22 protein-coding genes are annotated in these 18,629 nt (G+C 48.7%); all 22 read right to left on the bottom strand.

The features are described 5' to 3' along the window. Positions 1-14: 14 nt before the first annotated feature. A complete protein-coding gene (locus FH749_03225; protein ID MTI94487.1) occupies positions 15-227 on the bottom strand; it encodes a hypothetical protein in 213 nt (70 codons plus the stop codon). Between the two features lies 1 nt (position 228). Next, positions 229-906, bottom strand: a complete 678-nt coding sequence (locus FH749_03220) for a translocation-enhancing protein TepA (GenBank protein MTI94486.1) — start codon at positions 904-906, stop codon at positions 229-231. Between the two features lie 78 nt (positions 907-984). Then, positions 985-2,580 carry a ribonuclease J gene (locus FH749_03215; protein ID MTI94485.1) on the bottom strand — a complete coding sequence of 532 codons (1,596 nt, stop codon included), beginning with the start codon at positions 2,578-2,580 and terminating at the stop codon, positions 985-987. Between the two features lie 212 nt (positions 2,581-2,792). Further along, positions 2,793-3,734, bottom strand: a complete 942-nt coding sequence (locus FH749_03210; GenBank protein MTI94484.1) for a 4-hydroxy-tetrahydrodipicolinate synthase — start codon at positions 3,732-3,734, stop codon at positions 2,793-2,795. After that, positions 3,670-4,884 carry an aspartate kinase gene (locus FH749_03205; protein MTI94483.1) on the bottom strand — a complete coding sequence of 405 codons (1,215 nt, stop codon included), beginning with the start codon at positions 4,882-4,884 and terminating at the stop codon, positions 3,670-3,672. Before FH749_03205 ends, FH749_03210 begins: the two co-directional genes overlap by 65 nt. Next, a complete protein-coding gene (locus tag FH749_03200; protein ID MTI94482.1) occupies positions 4,881-5,864 on the bottom strand; it encodes an aspartate-semialdehyde dehydrogenase in 984 nt (327 codons plus the stop codon). The genes FH749_03205 and FH749_03200 overlap by 4 nt, the downstream gene beginning before the upstream one ends. Positions 5,865-5,872: 8 nt before the next feature. Continuing rightward, complete coding sequence (locus FH749_03195) at positions 5,873-6,445, bottom strand: dipicolinate synthase subunit B (protein MTI94481.1); 573 nt, start codon at positions 6,443-6,445, stop codon at positions 5,873-5,875. 5 nt (positions 6,446-6,450) lie between these two features. Continuing rightward, positions 6,451-7,338, bottom strand: coding sequence for a dipicolinate synthase subunit DpsA (dpsA, locus tag FH749_03190; protein ID MTI94480.1), 888 nt, complete (start codon positions 7,336-7,338; stop codon positions 6,451-6,453). Between the two features lie 75 nt (positions 7,339-7,413). Further along, complete coding sequence (locus FH749_03185; GenBank protein MTI94479.1) at positions 7,414-7,899, bottom strand: DUF1269 domain-containing protein; 486 nt, start codon at positions 7,897-7,899, stop codon at positions 7,414-7,416. A gap of 65 nt (positions 7,900-7,964) precedes the next feature. Further along, positions 7,965-8,222 (bottom strand): YlmC/YmxH family sporulation protein, encoded by a 258-nt coding sequence (locus FH749_03180; GenBank protein ID MTI94478.1) that lies wholly within the window; start codon positions 8,220-8,222, stop codon positions 7,965-7,967. Between the two features lie 2 nt (positions 8,223-8,224). Then, positions 8,225-9,244, bottom strand: a complete 1,020-nt coding sequence (locus FH749_03175) for a hypothetical protein (GenBank protein ID MTI94477.1) — start codon at positions 9,242-9,244, stop codon at positions 8,225-8,227. Positions 9,245-9,334: 90 nt separating this feature from the next. After that, positions 9,335-11,443, bottom strand: a complete 2,109-nt coding sequence (locus tag FH749_03170; GenBank protein MTI94476.1) for a polyribonucleotide nucleotidyltransferase — start codon at positions 11,441-11,443, stop codon at positions 9,335-9,337. Between the two features lie 50 nt (positions 11,444-11,493). Continuing rightward, positions 11,494-11,757, bottom strand: coding sequence for a 30S ribosomal protein S15 (gene rpsO, locus FH749_03165; GenBank protein MTI94475.1), 264 nt, complete (start codon positions 11,755-11,757; stop codon positions 11,494-11,496). 94 nt (positions 11,758-11,851) lie between these two features. Further along, complete coding sequence (locus FH749_03160; protein ID MTI94474.1) at positions 11,852-12,793, bottom strand: bifunctional riboflavin kinase/FAD synthetase; 942 nt, start codon at positions 12,791-12,793, stop codon at positions 11,852-11,854. Positions 12,794-12,795: 2 nt separating this feature from the next. After that, on the bottom strand, positions 12,796-13,668 hold the full coding sequence (truB, locus tag FH749_03155) for a tRNA pseudouridine(55) synthase TruB (GenBank protein ID MTI94473.1): 873 nt from the start codon (positions 13,666-13,668) through the stop codon (positions 12,796-12,798). Further along, the gene (locus FH749_03150) at positions 13,665-14,315 is read right to left on the bottom strand and encodes a hypothetical protein (protein MTI94472.1); all 651 of its coding nucleotides are present in this window, start codon (positions 14,313-14,315) and stop codon (positions 13,665-13,667) included. The genes truB and FH749_03150 overlap by 4 nt, the downstream gene beginning before the upstream one ends. A gap of 21 nt (positions 14,316-14,336) precedes the next feature. After that, entirely contained in the window at positions 14,337-14,636 is a 300-nt protein-coding gene (locus FH749_03145; GenBank protein ID MTI94471.1) for a hypothetical protein, read from the bottom strand. After that, positions 14,620-14,985: a 30S ribosome-binding factor RbfA gene (rbfA, locus tag FH749_03140; GenBank protein MTI94470.1), complete on the bottom strand. Its 366-nt coding sequence runs from the start codon at positions 14,983-14,985 to the stop codon at positions 14,620-14,622. Before rbfA ends, FH749_03145 begins: the two co-directional genes overlap by 17 nt. Positions 14,986-14,999: 14 nt before the next feature. Continuing rightward, positions 15,000-16,988: a translation initiation factor IF-2 gene (gene infB / locus FH749_03135; GenBank protein MTI94469.1), complete on the bottom strand. Its 1,989-nt coding sequence runs from the start codon at positions 16,986-16,988 to the stop codon at positions 15,000-15,002. Further along, complete coding sequence (locus tag FH749_03130; GenBank protein ID MTI94468.1) at positions 16,981-17,313, bottom strand: hypothetical protein; 333 nt, start codon at positions 17,311-17,313, stop codon at positions 16,981-16,983. Before FH749_03130 ends, infB begins: the two co-directional genes overlap by 8 nt. Next, positions 17,294-17,548 carry a YlxR family protein gene (locus FH749_03125; GenBank protein ID MTI94467.1) on the bottom strand — a complete coding sequence of 85 codons (255 nt, stop codon included), beginning with the start codon at positions 17,546-17,548 and terminating at the stop codon, positions 17,294-17,296. Before FH749_03125 ends, FH749_03130 begins: the two co-directional genes overlap by 20 nt. A gap of 10 nt (positions 17,549-17,558) precedes the next feature. Next, entirely contained in the window at positions 17,559-18,629 is a 1,071-nt protein-coding gene (gene nusA / locus FH749_03120) for a transcription termination/antitermination protein NusA (GenBank protein MTI94466.1), read from the bottom strand.

The raw sequence follows: 18,629 nt of genomic DNA, 5'->3' as shown, positions 1-18,629 counted from the left end.
AGAATAAAAGCCGGTCAGGGCATTTTTAGCACCTGGCCCGGCTGGTATTCGTTGAGTAGATAGGCGTTACAATTACCGCTGAGCACCCGCTCTATGCGCAAGCCGCCCTCCACCGGTTCTACCAATAAGGAAACACCATTGGCCAATGTCAGTTCTTTAAACGGCTGGCGCTCTTTGTCGAGATTCTCCAAAACCCTTTCGGCGTCAACCGGTGTATAGAGCAACATTTTACCCCTCCTGCACCGAACCGTCAGTTCCGATACTTTCTTTCAATTTGCTAATGGCTGCCCCTAATCCGCCTACCTCATCAATTAGGCGGGCTTTGACAGCGTCCGCGCCCACAAGCACAGTGCCAATGTCCCGGGCCAACTCACCGGTTCTGAACATAAGTTCCCGAAAGTACTCCCTGCTGATATCAGCATTGCGACAAACAAATTCTACCACCCTGTCTTGCATCTTATCCAAATACTCGTAAGTTTGAGGCACCCCAATAACGAGACCGGTGAGTCTGATTGGATGGATTGTCATTGTTGCTGTTTCCGCAATAACCGAATAATCGGTGGAAACAGCAATCGGCACTCCAATGCTGTGTCCGCCCCCCAAGACCAAAGAAACGCTGGGTTTGCTCAGGGTTTTAATCATTTCCGCGATGGCCAGCCCCGCTTCCACATCGCCGCCAACAGTGTTGAGAATAACCAACAATCCTTTAATCGCATCATTTTGTTCCACTGCCGCCAATTGGGGAATCACATGTTCATATTTGGTCGTTTTGTTTTGGGGCGGCAGCACCATATGTCCTTCCACTTGGCCGATAATACTCAACACATGGATATTGCTGGGACCGGGCGCCGGTAAATTATTTTGCCCCATTTGCTGTACGGTGTCCAGTTGCGCTTTGCCGCTCATAATCTGCTCCTTTGTCCTGTTCTCGTTCTAGCTTGCCCTAATATATCTACAAAATGTAAAACAGCGCCGGGGGCGCTGTTATACTTCCATTATAATCGGAATAATCATCGGGCTGCGACGGGTCTTTTCAAACAAGAATTTTCCCAAAGAGTCTCGAATCCCTGACTTCAGGACAGACCAATCCTGAGATCCGGTTTTGTCAAGGTATTTGCGAACAACCACCTTGGCATCATCCATCAGTTGTTCTGACTCACGAACGTAGACAAATCCTCTGGAGATAATATCAGGGCCGGCAAGTACGGCACCCTTGCCTTTATCAAGGGTGAGCACCACTACCAGAATTCCATCCAGGGACAACTGTTTGCGGTCGCGCAGAACAATATTTCCGACATCACCTATGCCGAGACCGTCCACCAATACTTGGCCGGCAGACACCGAACCAACATTGTCCACACTATTCTTGGATAACTCCCAAATCTCCCCGATTTTGATGATTGGGACATTTCCGGTGGCAATACCAAGACTAGCACAAAGCTTCTGGAAGCGGACACACATCCTGTATTCACCGTGAATAGGTATTGCATACCGGGGCTTTAGCAAGTTGAGAAATAATTTTAGTTCTTCCTGACTGGCGTGTCCGGAGACATGAGTACCGGACACCGACTCGTAAATCACGTCTGCCCCGCGGCGGAACAAATTGTCAATTGTTCGGGATACGAGTTTTTCGTTGCCGGGAATCGGCGTTGCAGAAAAAATAACTGTGTCCCCGGGGATAATTTCCACCCGCCTATGTTCGTTGTTGGCCATTCGTGTCAAGGCGCTCATCGGCTCACCCTGGCTTCCCGTGGTCAAAAGAACAACCTGATTCGGTTTCAACCGATTGGCCTCTTCCAAATCTATCATGGTTTTGGCCGGCACCTTGAGATAGCCCAATTCCATCGCCACATTAACCACATTTACCATGCTGCGTCCGTTAACCGCAACTTTGCGTTTATAGTGGGCAGCGGCATTTAAAACCTGCTGAATTCGGTGTACATTCGAGGCAAAAGTGGCAAGGATTATTCTGTCTTTAGCCTGGCGAAACACTTCCATAATCGTTTCGCCGACCTGGGACTCAGAATAAGTGTATCCTGGTCGTTCGGCATTGGTTGAATCGACCAAAGTCAGGAGAACACCTTCCTGGCCGAACTGGGCCAGGCGATGGAAATCAGTCGGTTTTCCATCAACAGGGGTTTGATCCAGTTTGAAGTCACCGGAATGAACAATCAGGCCGGCCGGGGTCCTGAGAGCGATTCCAACCGAGTCCGGTATGCTGTGATTGACTTTAAAAAACTCGGCCTCCATGTTGGGACTTAATCGCAAACGCATGCCGGGACGAATCTCTTTTAGCTCACAATCGGCCAGCATACCCTTTTCTTTAAGCTTTCCTTCCAGCAGACCAAGGGTGAGTTTGGTTCCGTACACAGGTTTATTAATTTGTTTCAAGATGTAAGGGAGTCCGCCTATATGGTCTTCATGGCCATGGGTCAGGAGAATTGCGGAAATTTTGTCCTGATTTTCCACCAGGTAACTGATGTCGGGAATGACGATATCAATCCCTAACATATCCTCCTCAGGGAATTTAAGGCCACCATCAATAACCACCATTTCCTGCTCATACTCAAAGATGAACATGTTCTTTCCGATTTCCCCTACGCCGCCCAGGGAAATCACACGCACCTTTTCAGCATTGGCAGGGGCGGATTTACGGTTTCTTTTTCTGTTGTTTGACAAATAATGCACCTCCTAAGTTATGAATGCCGACCACAGACACAGTTAAAAAAATTATAACCTAGTAGAGACAAATAAACAAGTAAAGGGAAGGATTTCTCCTTCCCTTTACTTGTTTATTTGGGTAAATTGCCTAGAACCTGAACCAGTTTCTGTTTTGTCCCCTCGTTAGCCTCCGCCAATGGCAGGCGCGGAGCTCCCACAGCCCAGCCGCTCAATTCAAGAGCTGCTTTTACCGGTACTGGATTCGTTTCCGCAAACAACGCGCGAAACAGCGGCAACAATTGCTGGTGTACGAGCCGTGCCTGACTGAAATCCTTAGTGACTTTGCCGACCAGTTTGCTCATCAGGCCTGGGACTATATTACCGGCCACACTTACCACACCCTGAAACCCTACCGCCATTTGCGGCAAAACTAAGTTATCATTGCCACTCAACAGCGTAATCTGCTCACCGAATTTTTCTACCAGTGTTGAAGCCTTGTCAAGGTCCGGGCTAGCCTCTTTTATGGCAGTTATCTGTGGACAGTTGGCGAACATTTGCTCATACAACGTAACGGGGATATCCTGCCCAGTTCTCGATGGGACATTATAAACCATTACCGGCCTGTCGGCAACAGCGTCGATAGCGCGATAATGAGCAAGCAAACCACTGGGATTAGGTTTATTATAATAAGGGCTCACTGCCATATAGCCATCAACTCCGGTGGCAGCTGCTGCCTCCAGCAACTCCAGTGTTGATTTGGTGTCATTGCCGCCAATCCCGGCTATTACCTGGCCGGAATCACCGATGGCATCTTTGACGAAGGCAAATAACTTCACTTTCTCCTTGCTGGTTAAAGTTGGGGACTCACCGGTTGTTCCTGCCACCACAACTCCGTCACACCCTTGGGCAATTAAATGCGAGCAAAACCGGGCTGCCATCAAATAGTTGACTTCTCCTTCCGCGTTAAAGGGCGTGACAACAGCAACCAATGTTTTACCCCAGGAAAACTCAGTCATTCCGCTCCCCTTCCTCAAATAAAACTTTATGCAAGCTGTTGACAGCTTCGCGTTCATGGTCTTGAGGGATTAATAACGCAATCTGGGTATATGAATCGGAGGACTGCAGCACAGGTATTTGCTTGTCGGACAAAGTCCTGAATACTTTGGTCATTATCCCTGCCAGCCCTCTGACCCCGGTGCCGATCAACGAAATTTTTGAACATCTGTCTACACGTGTGTATGCTAGTTTTTGGGTGTTCAACATCCGGCTGATTTTTTCCCCAGCAGTTTGTTTGACAGTAAAACTTTGTTGATTTTCCGACAAACTAATTAAGTCCATAGTTATTCCCTGCGTCGCTGCTTGATCCAACAACTCGGCAACCCGTTCCGGAGTCAGTTCGATTATAAATCGGGTCAAATCGCTGATATGAGTTATCGCCCTAATCCTCGGTTCGCCATTGAGTACACTGGCCCTTGGACCAATCTCTGTCTTGTGATTGCTGGTTTCAATCAAGGATGTTATAATAATTTTTAATTCCTTCGCCATGGCCATTTCCACGGCTCGCGGGTGAATTACCCGTGCTCCCTCAACTGCCATCTCCAAGACTTCCTGATAATTTAGGCTGTAGATAGGCAATGCTTTCGCTACAAGTTTGGGGTCGGCAGTACGCACAGCGGAGACATCGGTATAAATTGTAACTGTATCTGTCTCCAGCGCGGATGCAACCGCAACAGCTGAAATATCGCTGCCGCCCCGCCCCAGTGTAGTGATCTCGCCGTTCGCATTTACACCCTGATAACCGCAGATGACAGGCACTATTCGTTGCTTTGTTAATTCGGTTATCCGCGAAACATCTATTTTTATTATTTCAGCTGTGCCAAACTGGCTGTTGGTGCGTATACCGGCTTGGAAACCATTGAGGGCAACGGCGGGACAGTCCAATTTTTGCAAAGTCAGGGCAAGCAAAACAGATGCAATTACTTCGCCACAGGCCGCAAGCATATCTAATTCCCGTTGCGCCGGTTTGTCGTTCACCGAAAAAGCCTGATCCAGCAAGGTATCAGTGGCATAGGGATTGCCACGCCTGCCCATGGCCGACACAATTACCACGGGATCCCAGCCCTGCTGGCGAGTTTTCACAATGTTTTGGGCGCAGGTTAGCATTGCCACCCGATCCGCCAGTGAAGTTCCTCCATACTTTTGCACTGCCATTCCTTTTGTCATTTTACACCACACCAAGTCTCTACAATACTGAGCGCATTATGAGCGGCGCCTTTTCGCAGATTATCCGCAGATACCCAAATAGAAAACGATTTGTCTTGATGGTATTTATTTGCCCTGATTCGGCCAACGGAAACTGTGTTCCGTCCGCTGCACATGCCAGGATATAATTGGACAGGGTCATCGGTCACAACTATATTTTCGGCCTCTGCAAGCACAGTAGACAATCGCTCGACTGTACAATCCTTCTCGGTTACAAAAGTCACTGCCTGACAATGACTGCGGGGGACTCCTACCCTGGCTGTGGTCACTGCAATTGGCAACTCAGGCTGCTCTAAAATTTTGCGAGTTTCTTGAATTATTTTTAGCTCTTCTTGGCAGATTCCCTCTTGGTCACAGCCACCAATCAGCGGGCGCACGTTGAAAAAGTATTCATATTCAACATCAGCCTCCGCATCAGAAAAAGATTGCGCTTCAGCATACAATTGCTTCAGAGCTTCAAATCCTGCTCCGGAAACAGATTGATACGTACTAACAAAGACATTTTTTAACCCAAAGGCCTGATGAATAGGATTTAATGCTACAGTGAGCTGGGCGGTAGAGCAATTGGGATTGGCAATCAGCTGCGGCCGTGTTTCAAGAATCCGGCCATTCACTTCCGGAATCACAATCGGTACAGCTGCATTCATTCTATAAGCGCTGCTATTATCAACACATACCACGTTTTTGGCCAAAGCCCTGGGAATCCAATTTTGGCTGACCTGGGGCTCAACACAAAAGAAACAAAAATCCAGTTGGGAGAAAAACCTTTCAGATACCGATTCTACCTCCAGCCGACCCCAAGCGCTGTCAAGTTTTGCGCCTGCCGACTTGCTGGATGCGGCCAATTTTGGTGGTTTATCCGCAAATTTACTGTCGGAAATAAGCGCCAACAATTCCTGTCCGACGATTCCAGTTGCCCCGACTATTCCTAAACGCGGCATCACAAATTTTACCTTAGCAGAGGTTGGATTTGCTGTTCCGCCAGAGCGGCTTCCATGGCTTTCAACAACAAATCAAAATGGGCAACTACTGAAGTTGGCTTTCCAACAGGATCATCCTGGCCAAAGGGAACGAAGTAAACATGCTTTTTATCCATCAACAGACCAATATTCTTAGCATTTGCCGCCAGACCATCATTTGTTGCAATTGCCAGTAGAACCGGACGACGATTACGCAGTTGAGCTTTTGCCGCCATTGTAACAGCTGTATCAGTTATCCCTAAAGCCAGCTTGGCAATTGTATTCCCTGTGCAAGGGGCCAATACCATAATATCCAGATTCAATTTTGGCCCCACGGGTTCCGCAGTTACAATGTTTTCGATTACCGGACGTTGACAGATGGACTCAATCTGCTCCAACCAATGGCGCGCAGTGCCGAAACGGGTATCGCAATCACGAACACTGGGCGAAACAATCGGCCAAACCTCATTGCCGTCATCGATTAGTTTCTGCATCGGTCCAATAATCTTTTCTAATGTGCAATGGGAACCGGTGATACCAAAACCGATTCGTTTGTCTTTCATTGTGTCTACCTCCCCGAAACTCCATGTTCTTTCAACAGACGGGGGTAAACCTGTGTCAGTATCTTTCCGGCAGTAACCGGAGCAACTTTGCCCGGCAGTCCCGGGGCCAGAATCGCTTGCAGACCGAGTTCCCTGGCCGCTTCAAAATCAGTGCCGCCGCGACCGGAAGCAATGTCAACAATAACCTGGCAGTTCGTCGCCGCTTGCAGCAATTCTGCATCCAGCACCAGTTTTGGCACAGTGTTGAATATTAACTCTTGATTGCTGATAATCTGAGACAGATCACTGTAATGACAGTAGTTTAAGCCAGCTTCATAGGCTCGCGCCAGGTCGGCTGCCTTGCGGGCAACCACAGTCGTTTCAGCGCCAATCCCTTTCAACATACGAGCCAATGAAAAACCACAGCGGCCCATACCAAAAACCAGCGCCTGGCTGCCATGAACCGTAATCGCAGTATTTTCCATCGCAATGGCAATCGCCCCTTCAGCCGTGGGAATCGAATTGAGAATTGCCAACTCATCATCTTCGGCGATTTCAATCAGTTTACAGTTGGCGCGGGCGGCATCTTCACGCATCTCATCCCTGGCCCAGCCGACAAATACCGGCGCCTGCGCCGGAACACTGGCAAAGAACTCATGGTTAAGCTTAGGCGGACAAGCGCTGAACTTGGCTTTGGGTTCTAAAGCTTCTGTAGTTCCCGCCAATGGCAGGATTACCGCATCCACATCCGTCAATGCCAGTCTATAGTCTTCGATATTGCTTACAGGTGGTTCTGGAAACTGGTCAAAGCCGCAGAGGTTTATAAGATGTCCCTGGGATAAAAAATGACCAGCCAAATAAAGTTCCCGCAAATCACCGCCGACAATTGCAAGTTTATAACGTGACACAGGTATCCTCCTCTATCCTTTCTCTATCACTCTATGCAAAAGAATCAGGCAGCGGTCCTGTTTTCCGCTGCCTGGTGTAATTTAGTGAATTTCAGTTTCCCTTCCGCCGGTCTGATCCATGATCTCCCTGGCTTCCCGGGCCTTATCTTCATCAGTTTTTATAATCGCCAGCACCTTACCCTGGTGCAGTTTTTCTTCATATTGGCGACTCTTTTCTTCCGGAATGCCGTAATCAATCAAACCACCGGCCACTCCACCGGTCAGAGCACCGGTCAAAACCCCGGCCAACGGTCCCGCAGCAATAATCGGGCCAAAGCCGGGAATTAAAAGCGCACCTGCGCCCATGGCCAGCCCCGCTAAACCACCCAATGCACCACCGGTTATGGTTCCGTCTGCCAGGTTTTGGTCTTCATAACCCATCTCTGTACGTTCTCTTTCCTGGCTTTGCTCCTCGTCCTTGGCCAGAATCGAAATCTCATTGTCGCCGAAACCGCGCTCACGGAGGGACCGTACGCTGCGTTCAGCCTCATCTCTGTTTTCGTAATATGCCACAACTGTTCTTTCCACTGGGCAACCTCCTTATCTAAGCTATAACTAGTATACCCAGTGGTTTATTGAATATTATCAGCCAATCAGCCAGAGTTGCCGAGGGTAACGATAATTGTATCCACTCCGATACGAATCACCGATTCCCAGGGAATCACATGCGCGGGACCGCTACTCAGAAACAAGCTCACCCAACCGCTGCGACCTGTTAAAATTATCTCCAAAATTTTACCTGTTTTCGGGTCAATTCTTATATCACAATCGGCAAAAATCCCCATGCACTTTCCATTATCCACATTAATTACTTCCTTGTTAGCCAGTTCGGAAAATCGCATCAACTCCATAGTCAATGCCCTGTCCAGAGTATGCTGTACTTGGCCGGCCAATAGGTCGGATCCAATATTTGACCAACTGTGACCAGTTCTAAATCCTTCTGCTTGATGCCGGCGATAATTCGCCGGAGTGCGCCAGGAGTTTGTTCGGTAGGATGCATCAGAACAATCGCTCCATGATGCATATTGTCAAGAATTCTGCTTACAATTTGATCTTCTCCAGGCAGTGTCCAGTCAATTGTATCCAGCGACCATAAGACAGTATGCATATCCATGTCGGCAGCAGTTGCGAAAATTTTTGATTCTTTTTCGCCATAGGGCGGACTGAACCACTGCGGTATCCCACCAGTCATTTCAGTAATTATTTCGTTGGTCCGGCGGATTTCTTCCTGAATTGCCTCAGTAGACAGATCTTTCATATGTGGGTCAGAATAGCCATGGTTACCCAGTTCATGTCCCGCCTCAACGAGCATTGTCACCAGGTCGGGATTTTCCTCAGCCCAGCGACCGACCAGGAAAAAACTGGCGTTAACCGCTTCTTCTGCAAAAATATCTAACATTTCCAGCAAGTATTCGTTCCCCCAGGACACATTTACAACCAGCGCGACCTGGTTCCGAATCGGATTACCTGCATAAATCGGCAGCTCGGCAAAATCTCCGATTCGCTGTTCGGGAGCCGTTTCGCGCCAGACCGGAGTAACAGTACTCCCTTTCCGCGCTGACTTTATCCGCTCAACCGTTTCGTCCAATACTATCTCAAACCCGTTTATTTCCGGAATTACCGCTTCATTGACCTCATCATAGGCAGCAGACAGCGGCGGTTGGTCGAGACCGGCTGTCAACTCCCGCACCAGTTCCTCCAAGCCAGGTTCTTTTGGGTCAATGCTATGTCCCATGAAATAGACATTATTTCTTCCCCAGGGAAAAACTGTCTGGGCGGCTGTGTTCCACGAGTATAAAATCAAGAGCAACATAAAGGCCGCCATCAAGCCAAATAACAGGGTTTTAGCCCTGAGCACCCAAAACACCCGCATACTTCACACCTCCCCATATTATATGTACAGTTAGCTAATTAAACTTATGTCTTTTTTTCTCAAAATAAAAAAGCAGCCTGAGTGCTGCTTTTATTTATGGTCTTTCTTGTTTTGGCCGTCCTCGTTTTCTTCTGGAGGCAGCAAAACTTTATGGGAAAGATTGATTCTGCCTTTGTCGTCAATATCGGTGACCTTGACCTCGATAAAATCACCAACCTTGACAACGTCTTCGGTTTTTGCAACCCGTTTGCGTGCCAGTTGTGAAATGTGAACCAATCCCTCTTTGCCAGGAAGAACTTCGACAAAGGCACCGTACCGCTCCACTCGCGTTACCTTGCCCATGTAAACCTCGCCTGGTTCAACTTCCTTCACCAGTTCTTCGATGATCTCCTTAGCGCGGGCGCCAGCAGCTTGATCGACAGAGGCAATGTAAATGGTGCCGTCGTTTTCAATATCAATCTTGACGCCGGTCTCTTCAATGATCTTATTTACTGTTTTGCCACCAGGTCCGATTACCTCGCGTATCTTGTCGGCAGAAATCTTCAAGATAATAATTCTGGGAGCATACGGCGAAAGTTCTGCCCGGGGTTCGGAAATCACTGCGGTTATTTTGTCCAGTATTGAATTATAAGCTGCGACTGCCTGGCCAAGTGCCCGGGATAGGATCTCCCTGTTCAGACCGTGAACTTTGATATCCATTTGCAGGGCGGTGATGCCTTTACGGGTCCCAGCGACTTTGAAGTCCATATCACCCATAAAGTCTTCCATCCCCTGAATATCGGTGAGGATTTCATAGTCGTCATTCTCTTTAATCAACCCCATGGCGATACCTGCCACAGGTGCTTTCAGTGGAACGCCGGCGTCCATCATTGCCAATGTCCCGGCACATACGCTGGCCATTGATGTCGAGCCGTTGGATTCCAAAACCTCGGATACCAGTCGAATTGTGTAAGGGAAATCTTCTTCACTGGGAATCATCGGCTCCAAAGCTCGTTCCGCCAATGCGCCGTGTCCGATTTCCCGGCGGCCGGGACCACGCATAAAGCCGGCTTCACCGACGCTAAACGGCGGGAAATTATAGTGATGGATAAACCGTTTGGATTCTTCCAATCCCAAGCCGTCTAGAATCTGCACATCGCCCATCACACCTAAAGTGCATGCATTCAGTACCTGTGTCTGGCCGCGGGTGAATAGTCCCGAGCCATGGGTGCGGGGCAGAACAGCCACCTCGCTGGATATGGGACGAATTTCCTCAGGTCCACGACCATCGGGTCGCAGTTGCTGGGTGAGGATTCGTTTGCGCATTACAGACTTCAGGAAATTGTAAAACGCAGATTTGGCTAATGGGGCAACCTCAGGATCTTCTTCATACTGAGCCAGAAAATCAGCCTGGATTTCGTCGATCCTATTCTCCCGCGCTAACTTATCGTTGATGGTCAGCGCCTGATGCAACTCATCATGAGCGAACTCCTCAACAGCCTTGCTAATTTCTTCGGGAATCGCTTTCAATGTCACTTCCATTTTTGGCTTGCCGAATTCCGCAACCAGTTTGTTTTGAAACTCAACCAGTTTCTGAATTTCTTGATGAGCCAGCAGAAGCGCGTCAACGACAATTTCCTGACTGACCTCGTGGGCACCTGCTTCCACCATCATAATCGCATCGGCTGTACCGGCCACAATCAGGTTCAACTTGCTGGCTTCCCGCTGCTCTTGAGTAGGATTGACCACCAATTTGTCATCAACATAGCCAATCATCACTGCGCCAACCGGTCCGGCAAAGGGGATATCCGAAATGGAAAGGGCAATTGAAGCTCCATTAATCGCAGCAATTTCTGGTGGATTATCCTGGTCCACACTCATCACTGTGGCTACGATATGAACGGCATTCCTAAAGCCGTCAGGAAATAGCGGACGCAATGGCCTGTCAGTCAAGCGGGCTGCTAGAATCGCCTTCTCGGTAGGCCGGCCCTCCCTTTTGATAAACCCGCCGGGAATCTTACCCACCGAGTACATCCTTTCTTCGTAATCCACCGTTAAAGGAAAAAAGTCAATACCTTCCCGGGGCTGTTTTGAAGCTGTGGCGGTGACCACGGTGGTCGTCTCTCCATATCGGACCATGACAGCGCCATTGGCCTGTTTGGCATACTTATCGAGCTCGACAACTAAAGTCCGACCGGAAAAATCAAATTCTCTTCTCAAGCAATTTCCTCCTTTCAGGTTAATTCAAATAAAAGCGGGTCTCCCCGCTTTTATTTACGCAGATTAAGTTTGTCAAGAATTTCCCGATAACGATTTACATCAACTTTTTTCAGATAGTTGAGCAAAGAGCGCCTGCGCCCGACCATTTTCAACAGTCCGCGCCGGGAGTGGTGGTCTTTCTTGTGCTCTTTAAGGTGACCGGTTAAATGATTAATCCGTTCGGTAAGAAGGGCAATTTGCACTTCTGGAGAACCGGTATCACCGTCATGAGCTTTGAAAGAACCGATGATTTCCTGCTTGCGTTCGGTATTCAGCGACAAAATAAATTCACCTCCATTGTTTTGGAAACGCCAAAGGCCCAGAAACCGTCGAGGTCAGCGAATTTCAGAGCCAAAGGTTAATCCGTTGTCATTTTAGCATATTGTCATTTTTAAGTAAAGCTTTCGCAGTTTCTATGTCGGCAGCAATCTGCTGAATCAATTCTCGGGAATCAGAGAAAGAACGTTCTTCACGAATTTGCTTATAAAATTCCACGGTTAGCTTCTTGCCATAAAGATTACCGTCAAAGTTAAACAGATACGCTTCCAAGGATGTATTATCACCGGAAAAAGTAGGACGATGCCCGATATTTGCCACTCCCCAGTGGGGGGCAGTGGTTGCCCCGCTTATCCGGACCAAATAGACACCAAAGGCCGGCAAAGCTGAAAACTTTTTTGGATATATATTGGCTGTGGGGAAGCCCAGCCGTGTTCCCCGGCCGGCGCCAAACTCTACTTTACCCTCTAAAAAGTACGGTCTCCCCATATACCTGGCCACAATCTCCAACTCCCCGGCGGCCAAATATTTGCGGATTGCAGTGCTACTGATGATTTCATCATCGTATTTTATCGCGCTGACAACATCTGTAGCATAACCATACTTGCTGCCCTGTGCCGAAAACAACCGGTGATTGCCGCTACCCGACTTACCAAAACAATAGTCATACCCCACAATAACATGGCGAGTCTGGAGGTGGTCAACAAGCACGGTTTTGATAAAATCTTCCGGCGATAAAGCAGAAAATTGTTTTGTGAAGGGCTGCACCAACATAACATCTATCCCTGTCTGCTTAAACAGACGAATCTTGGACTCCAGAGGCGTAAGTAGCGAAAGATCTCCGGAGAATAATTGCCTGGGGTGGGGATGAAAAGTCATCGCCAAAGAACGTGTTTCATTTTTAAGCGCTGTTTCCACAGTGCGCTCTACGATTTCCTGATGCCCTTTGTGAAAGCCATCGAAGTTTCCCAGGGTAACAGTGCTGTCAGTTGCAGGAACCTGTCTGTAATCAAAATATATCTCCACCGCTACCACTCCTAAACCAAAACTTTAACCGGCCTTACCAAATAATTTTCTATATCACCGATTCCAATCAGCTGCTGATTACAGAACAAAGCAACCGGTCCGGCCTTGATAGATTCGTTTTTAAACTTCAGACCATGGGCGATACGTTGCCCGGTAGTTTCACCTACTTTCAATCGAGGAAGGTTTGTAACCGCCACAGCCATATCCAGCATGTTAGCCTGAATCGTCTCCCGGTCCAAATCGTCAAGTTCTACCGCCTGTGCCAATGAAATGCTACCAATTTTGGTACGCAAAAGACCGGCGAGATGAGCGGGACATTTGACGGCGTCCCCCAAATCATTAGCCAGCGAGCGAATATATGTGCCTTTGGAACACTCAATATCTAGAACAAGCTGAGGCGACTCAGGTTTAATCAATTTGGGAGCGCTGACAACTTGCAAATCATAGATTGTCACCTTCCGAGGGGGTAAATCAGGAGTCTGGCCGGAGCGAAATAGTTCGTATGCCCGCTTGCCCTGCACTTTTAGAGCAGAAGCGGCAGGTGGTTTCTGCATTATTTCCCCTTGAAACATTGAGAGTGCGGCGTTTATTTGAGCCCGCGAGAGCAGAAAATCGCTGACACTGCGTTGAACATTGCCCTCCCGGTCATAAGTATCTGTCGCCGAGCCAAAATGAACAACCGCCCGGTAGGCCTTTGTGCTATCAAGGAAATACTCACTGAGCCGTGTAGCCTTGCCAATGGCAACAAGTAGAAGGCCACCGGCGGCGGGGTCTAAAGTACCAGTATGCCCGACTTTTTTGACTCCGCAAAGCCGACGTATTCTGCCCACTGCCTGGTGGGAACTAATTCCTTCCGGTTTGTTTAGCGCCAAAAACCCATTCATCGCCCGTTGAGCTCCTTCAGCAAACAACTCTCCAACTGTTTTAGGGCACTGTCCATTGGCGGTTTCAAGCTGGCTCCGGCAGCATTGACATGACCGCCGCCACCAAAAACACCTGCGATTTTGGACACGTCAAAATCACCTTTGGATCGCAAGGACACCCGAATCCGATCGTCCTCTTCCCTGGCAACGACCGCTATCTCCACACCTTGAAGGCTGCGGGGATAGTCAATCAAATCATCATACTCCCAAGGCTGCAGTTGAAATTGGTGGATTAAGGTCTGAGGCAGTACCAAAATTGCCAGTCTTCCGTCAGACTGCAGACTAATCTTGTCCAAAACCACAGCCAAAAACTTATAATAACCGATACTTCTTGTTTCATAAACAGCCCGGTAAACAGAACTAGGATTGGCCCCTAAAGCAACCAGGCGGGCAGCGGCCGACAGCGCGCGGCTGTCGGTATTGGCATAACTAAAACGCCCGGTATCGGTGTAGAGAGCAGTGAACAACGCCGTTGCAATCGGCACGTCAAACATATTGAAATCAGCGAAGAGTTCAAAAACCAACAGACCGGTGGCAGCTGCTGTTGTGTCAATCAAGTTAAGATTGCCGAATTGCTGATTGTTTTGATGGTGATCGATATTAATCACAAAGTCAGTACCGGATAGCGACTAGCCGTGTTCAGCCAGTCGTGCGCAGTCACTGCTGTCAAGAACCACGACTTCTTTGCCAGTCACGTCAAGGGGACCTGGCAGCCAATGCAGTCCTGACAAAAGAAATAGAAATTTTTCAGGGACCGGCTGGGGAATAACCGGTATTGCCTCCACTCCGGCAGCCAATAACAAACGGCACAGGCCGACAGTGGAACCGATGCTGTCGCCATCAGGGTTAGGGTGACTTAAGACGTATACCTGACGACACCGCAGCAGGCGTTCCCTGATTGCCTGCATCTCCTCAATCCGAACGGTCATTTTCTGCTCCACTGTGCAACTTTTGCAGAAGTTCATTGATTTTTTCCTGGTGAGAAGCCGACTGGTCCAGAACAAACTTAATTTCCGGAACATGGCGCACCCGAATTCTGGCGCCAAGTTCACTGCGTATAAAACCAGTGGCCTTTTCCAGAGCCTTGAAAGAATTGGTCCTTTCAGTTTCTGAACCCAGGACGCTGACATAGAGCTTACAATACCGCAGGTCATTGGTTACATCAACACTGGTGATGGTTACAAACCCCAAATGCGGATCTTTCAGCTTTCCAGCGATAATTTCACTAACTTCTTCTTTGACGATTTCAGCCATTTTTTTGGCCCTGGTTCTATTCATCTTGAGCCCTCCGGTTATTTTTGTTTCATTACATAACCTTCAATGATGTCGCCTTCTTTAATATCCTGGAAATTTTCCAGGGTTATCCCGCACTCATAACCAGAGTTTACCTCTTTGACATCATCTTTGAATCGTTTCAGTGAAGACAATTTGCCTTCATAGATTACAACTCCGTCCCGAATCAGACGCACCAACGCCGAACTAACTAATTTGCCATCGGTAACGTAGCTGCCGGCAATGGTACCCAGTTTGGAAAACTTAAACAGGTTCCTGACCTCAGCCCTGCCGATTACAGATTCCTCAAATTCGGGGTCAAGTAATCCTTTGAGCGCAGCTTTGACATCTTCGATAACCTCATAGATAATTCGATATAGTCGAATTTCAATCTTTTCTTCTTCAGCCAGACGGGAGGCGGCCGCGTCCGGACGAACATTAAACCCGATGATAATGGCGTTGGATGCCGATGCCAACATAATATCAGATGAGTTTATGGCGCCGACGCCGTCATGAATAATGTTTACTTTAATATCTTCTTCCTGAATTTTGGACAGCGCCTGTTTCAGGGCTTCGGTTGTACCCTGAACATCACTTTTTATCAAAAGGTTCAGTTCTCGAACTTCTCCCTGCTCCATTTGTTTAAATACATCGTCGAGGGACATCGCAGATTTGGGAGCTAATTCTGCGTCCCGGGCCTGGGAACTTTGTTTTTCAGCGCATTGACGCGCGGTTTTTTCATCGGGAGCACACTCCAGCAAAGCGCCTGCTTCGGGCACGTCGGAAAGGCCCCAGATTTCAACCGGCATTGCAGGGCCGGCACTGATGACTCGTTGACCTTTGTCGTCAAACATCGCCCGAATCTTACCATATGCCGAGCCGCTGAAAACCGGGTCGCCTACCCGCAGCGTGCCGTGTTGCAAAAGCACTGTTGCAACCGGACCCCGACCTTTATCCAACTTAGCTTCGATGATAGTGCCCCTAGCTCTACATTCGCTGACCGCCTGGAGTTCAGACATTTCGGCCACCAGCAGGATCATTTCCAGGAGCTGATCAATTCCGTCGCCGGTCTGGGCCGAAACCTCAACATAAATTGTGTCGCCACCCCAGTCCTCAGGCGCCAAGTCATATTGTGACAGCTGCTGCTTGACCCGGTCAGGGTTTGCCCCTGGTTTATCCATTTTATTCAGAGCGACGATTACAGGAACGCCTGCGGCTTTTGCATGATTCAGAGCTTCGATTGTTTGGGGCTTAACCCCTTCATCTGCCGCGACAACCAATATCGCAATGTCGGTGACCTTAGCACCACGGGCCCGCATTGAAGTAAATGCCTCATGCCCGGGCGTATCAAGGAAGACAATTTTTTTGTCCTCATGCTCGACTTGATAGGCGCCAATATGCTGAGTGATTCCACCCGCCTCACTGGCTGTGACATTGGCGTGTCGCATCGCATCCAGCAAGCTTGTTTTTCCATGGTCGACATGGCCAAGCACTGTAACCACCGGTGGGCGCGTTTCCAGGTCGCCGGTTATTTCTTCAATAGAATCGTCGCTTTCAGTCTTTGGCTCTGGGATTATTTCATATTCGACACTCAACTGCGCCAAAAGAATCTCGACAGTTTCAGAATCCAGCGATTGGTTGACATTGGCCATCACACCTAAACCAATCAGGGCCTTTATCATCCTGGTGCTAGGAATGTTTACCAGTTTCTCGAGTTCTGCCACCGTATAAGGCCTGGCATAAAGTTGGATCGGTTTAGCCTGGGCGACCTCCTTTTTGCCGCTTTGGGCAGGCGGCTTTTGAGTCGGCTTACTCTTTGACGCTTTTGGAGCTTGCTCATTGGAGTCCCCTTTGGCGTTAAGTTTTTGCTTGATTACTTCCACCTGTTGGGGTTCAAGATTGCTCATATGGTTTTTGACGTCCATGCCTAGCTCAGTTGCCAGACCGACTATTTTTTTGCTGTCGAGATTCAGGTCCCGGGCCAATTCATAAATTCTTATCTTACTCAAAAGGCAACACCTCAACTTCCTTTAATAACTCTGTGATTCGTGCAGCAAATCCGGGGTCATCCACATAGACATAGCCACGCCTGTTTTTACCTATCGCTTGACCAAGGGCATCCATTTCCAACGGAACACGGAAAACCGGAACACCGCGAGCCCGACATTTGTCAATCAAGGCCTGGCCTGTTGGCGTCAAAGCATTGTCAGCGACCAAAACCAACCCCTTTGGTTTGGGACGACTGATTGCCTGCAAAACCAAATTGTTACCGGCAACTATTTTCCCGGCACGCTGGGCGAATCCCAGCATGGCTTTAATCTTCTGGACACTCATTGGCAACGGTCAATAAACTGGCTGTGGTTTCGGCATCAGGGGCTATCTCTAGATGCTTCTTTATTAGATTACGTTTAAGGGCCTTCTCCAGACAGGTGCTGCCCGGGCACAGATAGGCGCCTCTGCCTGCCATTTTTCCCTTTGTATCTAGAGCTAGAGTATTTGCAGGTGTCCGGACTATCCTAATTAGTTCTTGCTTGGGTCTTTGAGTGCGGCAGCTAATACACTGCCGCATGGGAATCCGCTTATTCCTCGGCAATTGCCTCAACTCCCATGGCTTCCATTTGTGACTCGCTTTTTATATCAATTTTCCAGCCTGTTAATTTGGCCGCTAGGCGGGCGTTCTGACCTTCTTTGCCTATCGCCAGCGACAATTGATTGTCGGGGACTATAATTTGCGCCACCTTCTGCTCCTCATCAATATTCACGTCTGAAACCTTGGCCGGACTAAGGGCGTTGGACACATATACCCGAGGATCTTCGCTCCAACGAACGATGTCAATCTTTTCCCCCTGGAGATCACCTACCACCGCCTGCACCCTTTGCCCCCTTTGGCCGACACAGGCTCCAACGGGGTCAACATTGGGGTCAGCAGACCAAACAGCAATTTTGGAACGATGCCCGGCCTCTCGAGAAACAGATTTGATTTCAACGGTGCCATCTTGTATTTCAGCAACTTCCAGCTCAAAAAGACGCTTAATCAAACCGGGATGAGTCCGGGAAACAAAAACCTGGGGACCTTTGGAAGTATTCTTTACTTCCAGCACGTAGACCTTAACCCGGGTTTCGCCGGGCTTGTACGTCTCTCCAGGCAGGTGTTCGGTGGGTGGCAGGATTGCCTCGGTCCGCCCCAGGTTAATATATACGTTACCTAATTCAATACTCTGAACTGTTCCGTATACTACTTCCGACTCTCGATTGGCAAATTCTTCATAGATAGTGTCCCGCTCTGCCTCGCGAATTTTTTGAATTACAACCTGCTTGGCGGCTTGTGCAGCAATGCGACCAAAATTTTTCGGGGTAACCTCGACTTCTGCGATATCACCAGCATTGTATAGCGGGTTAATTTTTCTTGCATCCGCAACAGAGATTTCTTCCTGAGGGTTCTCTAGGTTCTCAACAACTTCTTTCTGCGCAAAAACAAGGATCTTCCCGCTCTCGCGATTTAGTTCAACACGGACATTCTGTGACTGCCCAAAATTTTTTTTGTATGCCGAGACCAGTGCCGCTTCCACAGCGTCAAACAGAACTTCCTTGGGTATCTTGCGGTCTGAATGTAACTGCTCTAGAGCTTCAACAAACTCAGAAACATCCAT

The organism is Bacillota bacterium (assembly GCA_009711825.1).
Lineage (GTDB): Bacteria > Bacillota > Proteinivoracia > UBA4975 > VEMY01 > VEMY01.
The sequence above is the reverse complement of the archived record's forward strand: the minus strand, read 5'-3'. Positions and strand labels throughout refer to the sequence as shown.

What these genes read in the sequence shown, in the direction of transcription:
- FH749_03220 (MTI94486.1), bottom strand. Translation starts at nt 906, where the DNA reads ATGAGCGGCAAAGCGCAACTGGACACCGTACAGCAAATGGGGCAAAAT.
- FH749_03175 (MTI94477.1), bottom strand. Translation starts at nt 9,244, where the DNA reads ATGCGGGTGTTTTGGGTGCTCAGGGCTAAAACCCTGTTATTTGGCTTG.
- FH749_03225 (MTI94487.1), bottom strand. Translation starts at nt 227, where the DNA reads ATGTTGCTCTATACACCGGTTGACGCCGAAAGGGTTTTGGAGAATCTC.
- FH749_03145 (MTI94471.1), bottom strand. Translation starts at nt 14,636, where the DNA reads ATGACCGTTCGGATTGAGGAGATGCAGGCAATCAGGGAACGCCTGCTG.
- nusA (MTI94466.1), bottom strand. Translation starts at nt 18,629, where the DNA reads ATGGATGTTTCTGAGTTTGTTGAAGCTCTAGAGCAGTTACATTCAGAC.
- FH749_03195 (MTI94481.1), bottom strand. Translation starts at nt 6,445, where the DNA reads ATGAAAGACAAACGAATCGGTTTTGGTATCACCGGTTCCCATTGCACA.
- FH749_03130 (MTI94468.1), bottom strand. Translation starts at nt 17,313, where the DNA reads ATGAGTGTCCAGAAGATTAAAGCCATGCTGGGATTCGCCCAGCGTGCC.
- FH749_03210 (MTI94484.1), bottom strand. Translation starts at nt 3,734, where the DNA reads ATGAACGCGAAGCTGTCAACAGCTTGCATAAAGTTTTATTTGAGGAAG.
- FH749_03205 (MTI94483.1), bottom strand. Translation starts at nt 4,884, where the DNA reads ATGACAAAAGGAATGGCAGTGCAAAAGTATGGAGGAACTTCACTGGCG.
- truB (MTI94473.1), bottom strand. Translation starts at nt 13,668, where the DNA reads ATGAATGGGTTTTTGGCGCTAAACAAACCGGAAGGAATTAGTTCCCAC.
- rbfA (MTI94470.1), bottom strand. Translation starts at nt 14,985, where the DNA reads ATGAATAGAACCAGGGCCAAAAAAATGGCTGAAATCGTCAAAGAAGAA.
- FH749_03180 (MTI94478.1), bottom strand. Translation starts at nt 8,222, where the DNA reads ATGGAGTTGATGCGATTTTCCGAACTGGCTAACAAGGAAGTAATTAAT.
- FH749_03125 (MTI94467.1), bottom strand. Translation starts at nt 17,548, where the DNA reads ATGCGGCAGTGTATTAGCTGCCGCACTCAAAGACCCAAGCAAGAACTA.
- FH749_03215 (MTI94485.1), bottom strand. Translation starts at nt 2,580, where the DNA reads ATGTTCATCTTTGAGTATGAGCAGGAAATGGTGGTTATTGATGGTGGC.
- FH749_03200 (MTI94482.1), bottom strand. Translation starts at nt 5,864, where the DNA reads ATGCCGCGTTTAGGAATAGTCGGGGCAACTGGAATCGTCGGACAGGAA.